Origin of the sequence: Sinorhizobium sp. NFACC03 (assembly GCF_900103435.1) — a bacterium.
GTDB lineage: Bacteria > Pseudomonadota > Alphaproteobacteria > Rhizobiales > Rhizobiaceae > Ensifer.
In genome coordinates, this window is the sequence record NZ_FMXF01000008.1 from 144,913 (window position 1) to 160,259 (window position 15,347).

The 15,347-nt window shown below is 63.1% G+C and carries 15 protein-coding genes; 14 read left to right on the top strand and 1 reads right to left on the bottom strand.

What is annotated here, in order from left to right; translation table 11 throughout:
• Nucleotides 1-3: 3 nt before the first annotated feature.
• Complete coding sequence (locus BLU35_RS13545; RefSeq protein WP_093233401.1) at nt 4-1,011, top strand: phosphotransferase; 1,008 nt, start codon at nt 4-6, stop codon at nt 1,009-1,011.
• 20 nt (nt 1,012-1,031) lie between these two features.
• Here the strand turns inward: BLU35_RS13545 and hpaR are convergent, their stop codons facing one another.
• The gene (hpaR, locus tag BLU35_RS13550) at nt 1,032-1,520 is read right to left on the bottom strand and encodes a homoprotocatechuate degradation operon regulator HpaR (RefSeq protein ID WP_058322713.1); all 489 of its coding nucleotides are present in this window, start codon (nt 1,518-1,520) and stop codon (nt 1,032-1,034) included.
• A gap of 108 nt (nt 1,521-1,628) precedes the next feature.
• Here hpaR and BLU35_RS13555 point away from each other — a divergent pair, with 108 nt between their 5' ends.
• The 13 genes from BLU35_RS13555 to BLU35_RS13615 all read left to right on the top strand — a co-directional run bounded on the left by BLU35_RS13555 (nt 1,629) and on the right by BLU35_RS13615 (nt 15,344).
• Nucleotides 1,629-2,021, top strand: coding sequence for a 5-carboxymethyl-2-hydroxymuconate Delta-isomerase (locus BLU35_RS13555; RefSeq protein WP_093233402.1), 393 nt, complete (start codon nt 1,629-1,631; stop codon nt 2,019-2,021).
• 64 nt (nt 2,022-2,085) lie between these two features.
• Nucleotides 2,086-3,603: a 5-carboxymethyl-2-hydroxymuconate semialdehyde dehydrogenase gene (gene hpaE / locus BLU35_RS13560; RefSeq protein ID WP_093233403.1), complete on the top strand. Its 1,518-nt coding sequence runs from the start codon at nt 2,086-2,088 to the stop codon at nt 3,601-3,603.
• Nucleotides 3,604-3,636: 33 nt separating this feature from the next.
• Nucleotides 3,637-4,617, top strand: coding sequence for a 3,4-dihydroxyphenylacetate 2,3-dioxygenase (gene hpaD, locus BLU35_RS13565; protein WP_093233404.1), 981 nt, complete (start codon nt 3,637-3,639; stop codon nt 4,615-4,617).
• Between the two features lie 53 nt (nt 4,618-4,670).
• Nucleotides 4,671-6,107, top strand: a complete 1,437-nt coding sequence (locus BLU35_RS13570) for a pyridoxal phosphate-dependent decarboxylase family protein (protein ID WP_093233405.1) — start codon at nt 4,671-4,673, stop codon at nt 6,105-6,107.
• Nucleotides 6,104-6,973: a fumarylacetoacetate hydrolase family protein gene (locus BLU35_RS13575; RefSeq protein ID WP_093233406.1), complete on the top strand. Its 870-nt coding sequence runs from the start codon at nt 6,104-6,106 to the stop codon at nt 6,971-6,973. Before BLU35_RS13570 ends, BLU35_RS13575 begins: the two co-directional genes overlap by 4 nt.
• Before the next feature lie 3 nt (nt 6,974-6,976).
• Nucleotides 6,977-7,780 (top strand): 2-oxo-hept-4-ene-1,7-dioate hydratase, encoded by an 804-nt coding sequence (gene hpaH, locus BLU35_RS13580; RefSeq protein WP_093233407.1) that lies wholly within the window; start codon nt 6,977-6,979, stop codon nt 7,778-7,780.
• A gap of 8 nt (nt 7,781-7,788) precedes the next feature.
• Nucleotides 7,789-8,601: a 4-hydroxy-2-oxoheptanedioate aldolase gene (hpaI, locus tag BLU35_RS13585; protein WP_093233408.1), complete on the top strand. Its 813-nt coding sequence runs from the start codon at nt 7,789-7,791 to the stop codon at nt 8,599-8,601.
• A gap of 162 nt (nt 8,602-8,763) precedes the next feature.
• Entirely contained in the window at nt 8,764-9,996 is a 1,233-nt protein-coding gene (pepT, locus tag BLU35_RS13590; RefSeq protein WP_093233409.1) for a peptidase T, read from the top strand.
• 72 nt (nt 9,997-10,068) lie between these two features.
• A complete protein-coding gene (locus BLU35_RS13595) occupies nt 10,069-11,001 on the top strand; it encodes a helix-turn-helix domain-containing protein (protein WP_058327622.1) in 933 nt (310 codons plus the stop codon).
• A 229-nt stretch (nt 11,002-11,230) separates the two neighbouring features.
• On the top strand, nt 11,231-12,508 hold the full coding sequence (locus BLU35_RS13600) for an ABC transporter substrate-binding protein (protein ID WP_093233410.1): 1,278 nt from the start codon (nt 11,231-11,233) through the stop codon (nt 12,506-12,508).
• 90 nt (nt 12,509-12,598) lie between these two features.
• The gene (locus BLU35_RS13605) at nt 12,599-13,459 is read left to right on the top strand and encodes a carbohydrate ABC transporter permease (protein WP_093233411.1); all 861 of its coding nucleotides are present in this window, start codon (nt 12,599-12,601) and stop codon (nt 13,457-13,459) included.
• Nucleotides 13,459-14,280 (top strand): carbohydrate ABC transporter permease, encoded by an 822-nt coding sequence (locus tag BLU35_RS13610; protein ID WP_058322702.1) that lies wholly within the window; start codon nt 13,459-13,461, stop codon nt 14,278-14,280. The genes BLU35_RS13605 and BLU35_RS13610 overlap by 1 nt, the downstream gene beginning before the upstream one ends.
• 17 nt (nt 14,281-14,297) lie before the next feature.
• Nucleotides 14,298-15,344, top strand: coding sequence for an NAD(P)-dependent alcohol dehydrogenase (locus BLU35_RS13615; protein WP_093233412.1), 1,047 nt, complete (start codon nt 14,298-14,300; stop codon nt 15,342-15,344).
• The last annotated feature ends 3 nt before the right edge of the window (nt 15,345-15,347 follow it).

Consider the following 15,347-nt stretch of genomic DNA (forward strand, 5'->3'; position numbering starts at 1 on the left):
CTGATGTCGGCGCTGCCCAAACCCTTTCGTGACGCGCTCGACAACCGGGCGCGCCAGGCACTTGCCCATTGGGGCATTGCTGGCCAAGAGCCGGAGTTGCTGAAGTACCGGGAAAACGCGGTGTTTCGCGTCCACCTGGCCGATGGTCGCCCGGCGGCGCTGCGGCTGCACCGCGCCGGCTATCACAGTGCGGCGGCACTGCACTCGGAACTGCAATGGATGGCAGCACTCGGCAACAGCGGTCTCGCGGTGCCGCAACCGATCGCGACGACGGACGGGCGCTTGCTTGTCGCCCTGCCTGAAGGTGGCGCGTTTGCCGCACAGCATGCCGATGTGATCAACTGGATGGATGGAGAGCCGTTGGGCGAAAGCGGTAAACCGCTGTCCCACTCACCCGAGAGGCTCGTCGAGATCTTCTCGGCGCTCGGCGCCTCCATGGCCGAGATGCATAACCTCGCCGATCGCTGGACGCCGACCGAGGGCTTTTGGCGTCCGACCTGGGATGAGGACGGCCTGCTTGGGGATCGTCCGTTGTGGGGGCGCTTCTGGGATTGCGAGGGCCTATCGCCGGCCCAAGCCATGGTGCTATCGGCTTTGCGCGGTGACCTCAGGCGACACCTCGCAACTCTGCCGACTCCGGCTAAGGATTTCGGGTTGATCCATGCGGACCTCGTTCGAGAAAATGTGCTGGTCGGCGAGGCGGGCGTCAAACTCATCGATTTCGACGACGCGGGTTACGGCTTTCGCCTGTTCGACATCGCCACCACCCTGCTGAAGAATCGGCGCGAGCCGGCTTACGGGAGGATAGAGGCGGCCTTGATTGCCGGCTATCGCAGCCGGCGCGCGCTCAGCGCCGAGACGCTGTCCAGCCTGCCGCTGTTTCTTGTGCTTCGCAGTCTCACCTATATCGGCTGGTTCTCGGCGCGGCCGGAACTGCCGGGCGCCCGCGAGCGTGTCCTGCGCTACGCCGACGAGGCTCTGGCGCTTACCAAAGAGCTGGGCTTCACATGATGACCGAGAGCCAAAAACGCTCAGTCGTTGAGGCTGGCCAGTTCGTCCAGCATGTCGAGCAGGACTTCGACGCGTTCACGACCGTAGCGGGTTTCGAGGTCCTCGTAGATCGCCCGGCTCTCGGGGCTGACGTCGGCGATCACCCGCATGCCCTCGGGTGCAATCTCCAGGAGGACGCGCCGGCCGTCGTCGGCATCCTTGTGCTTGGTGATCAGGCCGCGCTCCTCGAGCGAGCGGATGATGCGAGTGAGGCTCGGCGCCAGGATGAAGGCCTTGTCGGCCATTTCCGACGCATCGACCCGGCCGGCTTCCGCCAGGATACGGATCACCCGCCATTGCTGCTCGGTGATGTCGTGGCGCGCCAGCATCGGCCGGAAATGCGCCATGACCGCTTCGCGTGCCCGCAACAGGGCAATCGGGAGCGAACGGCGGGTGTTGTGCGGCAAAAGGGCGTCGTGGCCAAGGTCAGCAGTGGTTTTCTCGCGGCTCATGAGCGTTCTATCGGACATTTTCTTTCGTTCTGCAATTGGCAGGCGCGAACAGAGACTTCGAGCTTCTTGACACCGCCATCGATTTCGTTAACGTGTTAAATATATGAGAGCGCATCGGGAGGAAAGATGCCGCACCTGACAATCGAATACTCGGGCAATCTCGACGACCGCGTCGACTTCGCCCGGCTTTGCCGGACCGTCCACAAGACGATCCTCGGCACCGGCCTTTTCGAGCTCGGCGCCATCAGGGTGCGCACGATCCGCAGCGCCGATTATGCGATCGCCGACCTTTTGCCGGAAAATGGCTTCATCGACCTGTCCTTCCGCATCGGTCGCGGCCGCAGCGAAGCCGAGAAGAAGGCGACTGGGGAAGCCATTTTCAAGGCCGTCAGCGATGAACTCGCGATGCTTTTCGAGGCGCCGCATTTCGCTCTCAGCCTGGAGATCCGGGAGATCGACCCGGATCTGAGCTGGAAAAAGAACGCCATTCACGCCCGGCTGCGCGCCACCAAAGGCTAGGCGCAGCCCCTCCCCAAAGCACAGCAGCACGCGGCGAAAGTCTGCGCCAGCATCGGAGAACACCATGTCCAAGCTCGATGAAAACCTCGCCAAGGCGGAACACTACCTCGCCCGCTTCAAGAGCGGAGGTGTGCTGAACCATATCAACGGCGAAGCCGTTCCGGCACTTGACGGCGAGACCTTCGAGACGATCTCGCCGGTTGATCTGAAACCGCTCGCAAAAATCGCCCGTGGCAAGGCCTCGGACATCGACCGGGCGGCAAAAGCCGCGAAGGCTGCTTTCGCCGAATGGGCCGCTATGCCCGGCGAAACGCGTAAGAAATTGCTTCACAAGATTGCCGACGCGATCGTTGCCCGCGCCGAAGAGATCGCCTTTGTCGAGTGCATGGACACCGGACAATCGCTGAAATTCATGGCCAAGGCGGCGTTGCGCGGTGCCGAGAACTTCCGCTTTTTCGCCGACCGGGCGCCTGAAGCGCGCGACGGCAAGGTGCTGCGTGGCGGCAATCAGATCAACATGACGACACGCGTGCCGATCGGCCCGGTCGGTATCATCACCCCCTGGAACACGCCGTTCATGCTGTCGACCTGGAAGATTGCGCCTGCGCTTGCCGCCGGCTGCACGGTCGTGCACAAGCCGGCGGAATTCTCGCCGCTGACGGCGCGGCTGCTGGTCGAGATCGCCGAAGAAGCGGGCCTGCCGAAGGGCGTATGGAACCTCGTCAACGGCTTCGGCGAGGATGCCGGACGGGCGCTCACCGAGCACCCCGATATCAAGGCGATCGGCTTCGTCGGCGAGAGCCGCACCGGCTCGATGATCATGAAGCAGGGTGCCGAGACGCTGAAGCGGGTTCATTTCGAACTCGGCGGCAAGAACCCGGTGATCGTCTTTGCCGATGCCGATCTCGAACGCGCTGCCGATGCGGCGGTCTTCATGATCTACTCGCTAAACGGCGAACGCTGCACCTCGTCTTCGCGCCTGCTGGTCGAGAACAGCATCTACGAGCGCTTCACCGCGCTCGTCGCCGAAAAGGCGAAGCGCATCAAGGTCGGTCATCCGCTCGATCCGGAAACCGTCGTCGGCCCGCTCATCCATCCGGTGCACGAGAAGAAGGTGCTCGATTACATTCGCATCGGCCGCGAGGAAGGTGCTATCGTTGCTGCCGGCGGCGAAAAATTCGATGGTCCCGGCGGCGGCTGCTACGTCACCCCGACGCTCTTCACGGGCGCCAACAACGCGATGCGCATCGCTCAGGAAGAAATCTTCGGGCCGGTGCTGACGGCGATCCCGTTCAAGGACGAGGCAGACGCGCTGGCGCTGGCCAACGACGTACAATATGGCCTGACCGGCTATCTCTGGACCTCTGACGTCACCCGCGCCTTCCGCTTCACCGATCATCTCGAAGCCGGGATGATCTGGGTGAACTCTGAGAACGTACGCCACCTGCCGACCCCCTTCGGCGGCGTCAAGAGCTCAGGGATCGGCCGCGACGGCGGCGACTGGTCGTTCGATTTTTACATGGAAACCAAGAATATCGCCTTTGCCAGCTCGGCGCATGCGATCGCCAAGCTCGGCGGCTGAGCGCGCTGGCAGAAAAATCTGGAGGAGACATCAATGCCCTTGCCGAAACCGAACCTCTATCCGCCCTTCAACATCGTGCGGTTGAGCCATGTGGAACTCGCCGTCACCGACCTCGCCAAATCGCGCGCCTTCTATGTGGACGTGCTTGGCCTGCAGGTCACCGACGAGACGGCGGACACAATCTATCTGCGCGCCATGGAGGAGCGCGGCCACCATTGCATCATCCTGAAGAAGGCGGCGACTGCCGAGGCCCGCGACCTGGGGTTCAAGGTCTATGGCGAGGAGGATCTCGAAAAGGCCGCGCATTTCTTTGGGGCCAAGGACCTGCCGGTCGAGTGGATCGAACGCCCCTACCAGTCGCGGACCTTCCGCACCCGCGACCCACAGGGCATCCCGCTCGAATTCTATTCGAAGATGGACCGCCTGCCGCCGATCCACCAGAAGTATGCGCTTTATCGCGGCGTGAAGCCGTTGCGCATCGACCACTTCAACTGCTTCTCGCCGGATGTCGACCAGGCCGTCGCCTTCTACAACGAGATCGGCTTCCGGGTGACGGAATACACCGCCGACGAGGAGACTGGACGGCTCTGGGCCGCCTGGACCCATCGCAAGGGCGGCGTGCACGACATCGCCTTTACCAATGGCCGCGGACCGCGCCTGCATCATACCGCCTTCTGGGTGCCGACGCCGCTCAACATCATCGACCTGCTCGACCTGATGTCGACCTCCGGCTGGCTCGCCAATATCGAGCGCGGCCCCGGCCGACACGGCATCTCCAATGCCTTCTTCCTCTATGTGCGCGATCCGGACGGCCACCGCATCGAGATCTATTGCTCGGACTACCAGACGGTCGACCCGGATCTCGAGCCGATCAAATGGGACCTGAAGGACCCGCAGCGCCAGACGCTCTGGGGCGCGCCGGCGCCGAAATCCTGGTTCGAGGAAGGCAGCGTCTTTGCCGGAGCCGATATCCGAGACTCGATCCTGAAAGCCCAACCGATCATCGCGCCCTGACAGTTGGCAACAGGGATCGGGTAGGGCCAAGAGAGCAGGACGGGAGGAAGCAGATGGATCAGAAGAGTTTCGGCGAATGGTCGCTGAAGGCAGCGCAATGGGGTGCCGACTATCGCGCATCGTTGCGCGACCGGCCGGTGCGGGCCCAGACGGCGCCGGGTGCAATTGCCGCCCAGATACCGTCGCGGCCGCCGCAGACGGGCGAGGACATGCAAGCGATCTTCGAGGACTTCGAGAAGATCATCCTGCCCGGCATGACCCATTGGCAGCATCCGCGCTTCTTCGCCTATTTCCCGGCGAATGCCGCACCGGTCTCGGTCGTCGCGGAATACCTCGTCACCGCCATGGCGGCGCAATGCATGCTCTGGCAGACCTCGCCGGCGGCGACCGAGCTCGAAACGAAAGTGCTCGACTGGCTGCGCCAGGCGATCGGCCTGCCGGAGGGGTTCTCCGGGGTGATCCAGGACTCGGCCTCCTCGGCGACGCTCTCGGCCGTCCTTGTCATGCGCGAAAAGGCGCTCGGCTGGCAGGGAAACAAGAAGGGCCTCGCCGGCCAGCAGCAACTTCGCATCTACTCCTCCGATCAGGTTCACACGTCGATCGACCGGGCGATCTGGGTGTCGGGCATTGGCGAGGAAAATCTCGTACGCATCCCGGCCAAGGGGTCGCGACGCGCGATGGATGTGAGCGCGCTGGAAGCGGCCATCCTGAGGGACAAGGCGGCGGGACTGCTCCCGGCCGGCGTGATCGCCTGCACCGGCGGGACGAGTACGGGCGCCTGCGACGACATCGCCGAGGTGGTGCGGGTGGCGCATGCCCATGGTCTTTACGCCCATGTCGACGCCGCCTGGGCCGGGGCCGCGATGATCTGTGAAGAGTTTCGCGAACTCTGGGCCGGCGTCGAGACGGCGGATTCGATCGTCTTCAACCCGCACAAATGGCTGGGCGCCCAGTTCGACTGCTCGGCGCATTTCATCCGCAGCCCCGATGATCTGGTGAAGACGCTGGCGATCCAGCCGGAATATCTGAAGACCCATGGCCGCGACGGCATCATCAACTATTCGGAATGGACGATCCCGCTTGGCCGGCGCTTCCGGGCGCTGAAACTCTGGTTCCTCTTGCGGTTCCACGGGCTCGCCGGTCTGCAGACGATGATCCGCAATCACGTGCGCTGGTCCGAGCAGCTCGCGGAGCGGCTCGCCGAACACAGGGATTTCGAGATCGTCACTCAACCCATGCTGTCGCTGTTCTCGTTTCGCCACCGCAGTCAAGGGAATTCGGACGCCCACAACATCGCTCTGGTCAACGCGATCAACGACGACGGCCGTATCTACCTGACGCAAACCCGCGTCGACGGCCACGTTGCGATCCGGTTCCAGGCTGGTCAGTTCGACATGACGGAAAAGGATGCCGACACCGCCTTCGAGGTCATCACCGAAGTCGCCGGTGCGCTGAACAAACATCGGAACGGAACGAAAGCCGCCCTATGACCCACCCCCGACTTGTCACCTTTTCAGCCGGCGAAAGACGGGGCTACGGCCTCGTTTCCGGAAGTGGTTTGATCGATCTTTCCAAGCGATATGCGTCGACCTGGCCGACGTTGCGCGAGGTGATCGAAGCAAGCGCGCTCGTTCGCCTTGCCGACGAGGCAGGCGGGCTGCCGGCAGACATTTCGCTCGATGACATCCGCTTTGAGATCCCGGTGCCGGCGCCGGAAAAAATCATCTGCGTCGGCGTCAACTTCCCCGACCGCAACGAAGAGTACAAAGACGGCCAGGCGGCCCCCTCCAACCCGTCGCTGTTCATCCGCTTCCCGCGCTCGTTTACCGGGCACGGGCAGCCGCTGATCCGCCCGCCGGAAAGCCCGCAGCTCGATTATGAAGGCGAGATCGTCATCGTCATCGGCAAGGGCGGCCGTCGTATTCCGGAGGCGTCAGCACTCGACCACATCGCGGCTCTTTCGCTCTGCAATGAGGGCACGATCCGCGACTGGGTACGCCACGCCAAGTTCAACGTCACGCAGGGCAAGAACTTCGACCGAACCGGCTCGATCGGCCCCTGGCTGGTGCCCTTCACCGATGAAGCCCAGCTTGCCGATATCAGGCTCGAAACGCGGGTAAACGGCGAGGTGCGGCAGCAGGACCGCACCAGCCGGATGATCTTCTCCTTTCGCAAGATCATCAACTACGTCTCGACCTTTACGACGCTGGTTCCCGGCGATGTCATCGTCACCGGCACCCCGACCGGCGCGGGCGCCCGCTTCGACCCGCCGGTCTGGCTGAAGCCCGGCGATATTGTCACGGTCGAGGCCGAAGGCATCGGCACGCTCATCAACCCGATCGCAGACGAGGCCTGACCTATGCTCAACAAGACCGACATCGAGGCAGCGGCTACCGCGCTCGACAGCGCCGAAAAAGAGCGTGTCCAGACCGGCCTGCTCTCGCTCAAGCACCCTGAGATGACCATGGATGACGCCTATGCGGTGCAGGCCGCCTGGGTGAAGCATAAGATTGCCGCAGGGCGCCGGGTGATCGGCTGGAAGATCGGCCTCACCTCGAAGGCGATGCAATATGCGCTCAACATCGACATTCCCGATTCCGGCGTGCTGTTCGACGACATGCTGTTCGAGGACGGTGCGCGCATCCCCGGCACCCGCTTCATCCAGCCGCGCATCGAGGCCGAGATCGCGTTCGTGATGAAGGCGCCGCTTACCGGCCCCAACGTCACGGTTTTCGACGTGCTGAATGCGACGGATTACGTGACGCCGGCGCTCGAAATCCTCGACACCCGCATCCTGCGCGTCGATCCGGAAACCAAGAAGGCACGCACTATCGTCGATACCATCTCCGATAACGCCGCCAATGCCGGCATCGTGCTCGGCGGCCGGCAGATGCGGCCCGACGCTGTCGACATGCGCTGGATGGGCGCAATCGTCTCGCGCAACGCCGAGGTGGAGGAGACGGGGCTCGGCGCTGGCGTGCTCAACCATCCGGCCCGCGGCATCGCCTGGCTCGCCAATCGTCTCTCGCTTTACGGGGACCGGCTCGAGGCCGGCCAGATCGTGCTTGCCGGTTCCTTCATCCGCCCGGTCGAGGCCCGCCATGGCGATACCATCGTCGCCGATTTCGGACCATCCGGCACCGTCAGCTGCTTCTTCGAATAGGAACGACCATGCCCGCTCCCCGCAATCCGTTCAAACAGGCTCTGGCCGAGAAACGCACGCAGATCGGGCTCTGGCTGGCGCTCGCCAATCCCTATACCGCGGAGGTCTGTGGCGGCGCCGGCTTCGACTGGCTGCTGCTCGATGCCGAGCACGCCCCGAACGACGTGCCGCTTCTGGCGGCACAGCTTCAGGCGCTCGCAGCCTCGCCAAGCCACGCCATCGTCCGGCCGCCGATCGGCGAAACCTGGATGATCAAGCAGATCCTCGATATCGGCGCACAGACGCTGCTGATACCGATGGTCGAAAGCGCCGAACAGGCTCGCGCGCTGGTGCGCGCCGTGCGCTATCCGCCCAACGGTGTGCGCGGTGTCGGCGCGGCCCTTGCGCGGGCGTCCGCCTTCAACCGCATCCCGGATTACCTGCAGACGGCCAATGACGAGATCTGCCTGCTGCTGCAGATCGAAAGCCGCGCCGGCCTTGCCGCCCTCGACGAGATCGCCACGATCGATGGCGTCGACGGCATCTTCATCGGCCCGGCCGACCTTGCTGCCGATATGGGTTTCCTCGGCAAGCCCGGCGCGCCGGAAGTACAAGAGGCAGTCGAAGCGGCGCTGCTGCGCGTCCAGTCGCGCGGAAAAGCGGCCGGCATTCTCACCTCCGACCAGGCGCTCGCACGCCGCTACCTTGAACTTGGCGCAACCTTCGTCGCGGTCGGTAACGACGTCAGCCTGCTGGTCGCTGCGACATCCAAGCTGGCCGCGGAGTTTAAAGGAACCAAGAACGAGGCAGCACCCGAGGGACAGGCCGGCAAGACGTACTGATGTAGCGCTGCTAATGCGCGTGCTTCAAGAGGCTGATATCCGGCGAGCAGACGTGGCGGTCCTCAAGGATGGGCGGCCACGCACTTTCCCTACTCCCGGTCTGGCCCTCGTCCCGGTCTGGGAGTATAGCGAATCCACGCCCACCAGCATTGGATCCCGCTCATGACCGATACCGTTCTCGACCGCTTCCTTCGTTACGTCGTCATCGACACCCAGTCCGACCCGAAGTCGAAGACGCAGCCTTCCACGGAGAAGCAGAAGAACCTCGGCCGTGTGCTCGTCGAGGAATTGCTGGTGATCGGTCTTTCCGACGCGCATCTCGACGAAAACGGTTATGTCTACGCCACCATTCCTTCAAATGTGGACAAGCCTGTGCCGGTCATCTGCTGGTGCTCGCATATGGACACGGCCCCTGACTTCACCGGCACCAACGTCAAACCGCAGATCCTCAGCAATTACCAGGGCGGCGACATCCGGCTAAAGGGCGACCCGCAGCAGGTCATCCGCGTCGCCGATCATCCGGTTTTGAACGACCAGATCGGCAACGACATCGTCACGACAGACGGCACGACGCTGCTCGGCGCCGACGACAAGGCCGGCCTTGCCGAGATCGTCACGGCGGCGCAGATGCTCGTCGACAACCCCGATATCAAGCACGGCACGATCAAGCTGTTGTTCACCACCGACGAGGAGATCGGCCGCGGCGTCGACAAGGTCGACCTTAAAAAGCTCGGTGCCGAATTTGCCTATACCGTCGACGGTGAGACAGCCGGGCATATCGAGGATGAGACCTTTTCCGCCGATGGCGTCGAGATTATTATCCAGGGCGTTGCCATCCATCCCGGTTTCGCCAAGGACAAGATGGAGAACGCTATCAAGATCGCCGGCACCATCATTAGCCGGCTGCCACGAGACTTGTCTCCCGAAGGCACCGAGGGCCGTGAGGGCTTCGTGCATCCGACCGGTGTGACCGGCTCGATGGACAAGGCGCAGCTTGGCTTCATCGTGCGCGATTTCGACGATGCTGGGCTGGCCAAGAAGGAGGCGATGCTCGAAGCGATCGTCAAGGACGTCATGACGTCCTATCCCGGTTCGACCTACAGCTTGGAGGTCAAGGAACAGTATCGCAACATGAAGGCCGTGCTCGATCGCCATCCGGAAATCGTCGAGAACGCCGTCGAGGCGATCCGGCGCGCCGGCATGCAGCCGGTGCGCGGCAGCATCCGCGGCGGCACGGACGGCTCGCGGCTGTCGTTCATGGGCCTGCCTTCGGCCAACCTTTTTGCCGGCGGTCACGCCTTCCACTCGCCGCTCGAATGGGTGAGCCGGCAGGACATGGAGCGGAGCGTGAAAACGCTCGTCGAACTGGCGAAGATCTGGGCGGAGCGCGCCTAGGAAAGACCTCTCCAAGGGGAGACGAACGATCGGTACTGTTCCAAGAAGGACCGGGCGAACGAGGACCGGGCAATGAGTACGGCGCGAAGCTCCCGGCGCGCGCCGGCCAAGCCCGCTTCGCTTGCGACCAACCCGCCGACCTTCGAGCACATCGTGACCGGCGTCAACGAGACGTTTCTCTGGCGTCTCGACGATTACCCCTGGGAGCGCAACGTCTGGAATTTCCATCCGGAGATCGAGATCCATCTCATCCGGAAAGCATCGGGCCTCGCCTTCGTCGGCGATCACATCGGCCAGTTCGGCCCCGGCTACGTCACCGTCATCGGCAGCAATCTTCCGCATGACTGGGTGACGGTCACCGAGCCCGACGAAATCATCCAAGGTCGCGATATCGTCATCCAGTTCCATCCGGATCGCATGCGCGAGATCACCGACGCCTTGCCTGAATTCGCTGAGCTGGAAGCCTTCTTTGCTCGCGCCGAACGCGGCCTGGTGTTTCATGGAGAGACCCGGGCACAAGGCGCCGAACTGATCGAGCGCATGGGCAACCTTCAGGGGTTCTCTCGCTTCTCACTGTTCATCCAGCTGCTCAATCTTCTCGTCAGCACCGAGGAATACGAACTGCTCTCCTCGCCGGAATTCGCGCCGGAGCTCGACCAGCAATCGCTCGACGTGCTCCGCGGCGCTCTGGCCTTCATCTACGAGAACATTGCGACCGATATCCACCTGGCCGATCTCGCTAGGCGCGCCGGCATGAGCGAAACGGCCTTTTCCCGCTTCTTCAAGAAGAACACCGGCAACACCTTCACCGACCACGTCAACAAGCTGCGCATCTGGCAAGCGTGCAAGCTTTTGGCCGAAACCGACATGCCGATCACCGACATCTGCTTCGAAGTCGGCTACCTCAACATCTCCAACTTCAACCGTACCTTCCTGCGGCAGCACAAGATGACGCCGTCAGCTTATCGGCGGCTGACGGGACAGCGCCGTCCCGCACGCCTTTAGGGCCGGCTCCCGAATATAGACGATGAATCCTTGCGTTTGCTGCGCTGCAAATAGCTTATCAGGGGTAGAATCTCGCAAGAAAGTACAGATTGGCCGCATCGAGCGCGCTAGCTCGGTGGATCATTGCGCCTATCATCGTGGGCAGCGAAACGGTTCGCTACCCGGAAGAGTGCGTTGGAACTGAGGAGTTTCCGGCGCGTATCGCAAAGACCTTGGGGAGGTCCTTCACATGAAAAAAACCAAGACGCTCGTTTCGAGCATCGCCTTCGCATGCCTTCTTTCCACCGGCCTGACGAATGTCGCGGTCGCCGCCGAATGCTCGGGCACGATCAAGGTGCTGGCCCAGCCGCGCGACGGCCTGACGCTGCTCGAGGACTACAAGTCCGAATTCGAGAAGCTCTCCGGCGGCGCATCTTTCGAAATCGACTATCTCAACGAAAACGACCGGCGCGCCAAGACAAAGGCCGACGCCTCGACCATCGGCAAGTACAACGTCTACTACATCGACGAGGCCAATGTTGCGCTCTTTGCGTCCGCCGGCTGGGTCGCACCGCTGATGGACTACTATCCTGCGGACTACGACTATGCCGATTTCGATCCCGGCCGGCAGAAGGTCGCGACCTATGACGGCAAGGTCTGGTTTGCGCCGATCACCGGCGGCGGCGACCTCATGGTCTACCGCAAGGACCTGCTCGAAGCGGCCGGCATCGCGCCGCCGAAGACGCTCGACGAATACATCGCCGCGGTGAAGAAGCTCAATCAACCGGACCAGGGCATCTATGGCACGGCACTGCGCGGCCAGCGCGGCTCGGGCGCCAATGTCTGGCGCTGGATGCCATTCTTCAAGGGGTTCGGCGGCAACTGGTTCGACGGCAAGACGCCGGTCTTCGACGGCGAACAGGCAGTCAAGGCGACCGAGACCTATCTCGAACTGTTCAAGTACTCGGCACCGGGCAGCCAGACCGGCGGCTGGGACGAGGCAGTCGGCGCCTTCACCTCCGGCCAGGTGGCGATGCTCATCGAATCCACCCCGCTCGTCGGCATGGCGATCGATCCGAAATCCTCGAAGGTGGCGGGCAAGGTCGGCTACCTGCCGCCTCCGGCACCGCTGACGGGCGGCGGCTACGGCCATGGTCTCGCGATCGGCGTGAAGGCCAACAAGGACGAGGCCTCCAAGACATGCGCCGGTCTCTTCATCGCGTGGGCGACCTCCAAGGAAAACGAGGCGCGGCGGCTCGAGGCCAATCAGTTCAGCGAGCTCAACCGCACCAGCATCATGACCAGCCCGAAATTCGCCGAGCTCTACGGCCCCGATCTCGGCCAGGCGCTCGCCGACACCGGCAAGGTCACTGCCGTCAATTTCTGGCAGAGCCCGCAATGGCCTGACCTCGGCGACCGTTGGGGCATCATCCTGGAAGAGCTGATCACCGGAACGCGCAGCGACATCAAGGAAGGCCTCGACGAGCTCGACGGCTTTGCCAAGGACCTGGTTGCCCGCAGCCAGTAACACCGTTCCTCCCAGGGTCCATCGGCAGGCAAAAAGCCGCGCCGGTGGACCGCTGCACCATCGGCGCGACAAGCCGTAGGACGTCATGACATGAAACAGAAAAACAGTCTGCCGGCGGTGTTCCTCACCCCGGCCATGGGGATCCTCGCCGTTCTCGCCCTCGTGCCGACGGCCTATGCGATCTACATCTCCTTCCAGAACCGCGAGCTTAGCCGCCCCGACGGCAGCCTCATTGGCTTCGCCAACTATATCGACCTGCTCTCGGATCGCCGTTTCATCAACGCCATCGGCGTCTCCCTGACCTGGGAAGCGGTGACCGTCGGAATGACGCTATTGATCGCCGTCGGCCTCGGCATCCTTCTGTTCGAATGCGTCTCGCCGCGCACACGCAATCTGCTGGCGCTGCTCTTCCTCGTGCCCGTGATCCTGCCCAGGGTCTCGGCCGCCTTCGTCTGGAAGTTCGCCTTCCATCCGCTCTATGGCATCGCCACCTATCCCTACAAGGCGATCACAGGCCAGCCGCTCGACCTGCTCTCCAATCCGGCAACCGCACTTGCGACCGTCGCGCTCGTCGACGTCTGGCAATGGGGCCTGTTCTTCGCCGTCATCGTGCTGAAGTTGCTGGAGACGCTGCCGCCACAGCCGTTCGAGGCGGCAAGGCTCGACCACGCCCGCACCTGGGAGATCTACGCCTTCATCGCCCTGCCGATGCTGAAGGCGCCACTGATCTCGCTCGCCTTCGTCAAGATGATCGAGTCGCTGCGCGCCTTCGACCTGATCTATGTCATGACCCGCGGCGGCCCCGGCATCGCGACTGAGACACTCGACATGTACGCCTTTTCGCAAGGCTTCATCGAGTCCGGCCGCATTTCCTATGCCTCGAGCATGGCCGTGCTGATGATGATCGCCACCTCGATCGCCTTCACCTTCATCTGGAAGAGGGTCCAGTGATGACCGCACATACCCTTGGCCGCCTCATCGGTCGGCTGATCCTCGGCCTTGCCGCCTTCTCCGCCGTCTTTCCGATGTTCTGGACGGCGCTCAACGCCTTCAAGAACCGCGTCGACATCGTCACGCCGACGCCGCTCTTCATCTTCGAGCCGACACTCGACAACTTCGCCTATGTGCTCGGCCGTGAAAGCGTCTTTGCCGGCCTCGTCAACTCGCTGCTGATATCGGGCGCTGCGGTTCTGATCGGTGCCGCGCTCGGCCTACCCGCTGCCTATGCGATCGCGCGTTATCCAAACCGCTGGTCCCGCGACATCCAGTTCTTCGTGCTGTCCCTGCGTTTCCTGCCGCCGGTGGCGATCGCCATTCCGCTGATGGTCATCTGGCTCGACTTCGGGCTTTACGACACGCGTCTGTCGATGATCGTCACCTATTCGCTTCTGACGCTCGCGACCATTATCTGGCTCAGCGTCCCGGCCTTTGCCCGGGTGCCGAAGGAAGTCGAGGAAGCGGCCCGCGTCGATGGCTACGGTCCCTATGCGATCTTCTTCCTGATTGCGCTGCCGATCGCACTCCGCTCGCTAATTGGCGCCGTCGCCTTTGCCTTCGTGCTCGTCTGGAACGAGTTCCTGATCGCACTGATGCTGACGACGTCGGACGCCAAGACGCTGCCGATCGTCGCCTCGGAACTGACCCAGCTCGGCCGTGACGTGCCCTGGGGCATCCTCAACGCCTCCGTCGTGCTGCTCTCCATTCCACCGCTGCTCTTCATCGGGGTCCTAAGCGGCATGCTCAACAGCGCCTTCAAGCGCAAGACACAGTAAAAACAAGGAAATCCTTCATGCAAGCGTTGGTCCTCGAGCAAAAAGGCAAGCTCGCGCTCAGGGAGATCGATCTCCCGCTGGAACTCGGCCCGGATGACGTCAAGATCGCCATCCACACGGTCGGCGTCTGCGGCAGCGATGTGCACTATTACACCCACGGCGCCATCGGCCCCTATGTCGTGCGCGAACCGATGGTGCTCGGCCACGAGGCGGCCGGCACCGTCGTCGCGGTCGGCAGCAATGTCGAAGCGCTTCAAGTCGGCGACCGCGTCTGCATGGAGCCGGGTCTTCCCGATCTCAGCTCTCGCGCCTCAAAGCTCGGCATCTACAATGTCGACCCCAAGGTGCGTTTCTGGGCGACGCCGCCGGTGCACGGCGTGCTCGCCCCCTTCGTCGTCCATCCCGCAGCCTTCACCTACAAGCTGCCGGATAACGTCTCCTTTGCCGAAGGTGCGATGGTCGAACCTTTCGCCATCGGCATGCAGGCGGCAGCCCGCGCCCGCATCGCGCCCGGCGATATCGCCGCTGTCATCGGCTGCGGTCCGATCGGCATCGTGGTGGCGCTTGCAGCCCTTGCCGGTGGCTGCAGCCGCGTCTTCATCTCCGATTTCAGCGCCGAGAAGCTGGCGATCGCCGCCCAATATCCGGGCATCATCCCGGTCAACATCGCTGATCGCGCCTTTGCCGACGTCATCGCCACCGAGACCGGCGGCTGGGGCGCTGACATCGTGTTCGAAGCAAGCGGCAGTGCCAAAGCCTTTTCGGGGATCTTCGATCTCGTTCGACCGGGCGGCGCCATCGTGCTGGTCGGTCTGCCGGTCGAAGCCGTCCAGTTCGACGTGCCGGGCGCGATCTCGAAGGAGGTCCGCATCGAAACGGTGTTCCGCTACGCCAATATCTTCGACCGTGCGCTGCAACTGATCGCATCGGGCAAGGTCGACTTGAAGCCGCTGATCACAGACACGTTCCGGTTCGAAGACAGCATCAAAGCCTTCGAGCGAGCCGCATCAGCCCGGCCGACCGACATCAAGCTGCAGATCCTCATGGACAGCGGGAAGGATTGAGCC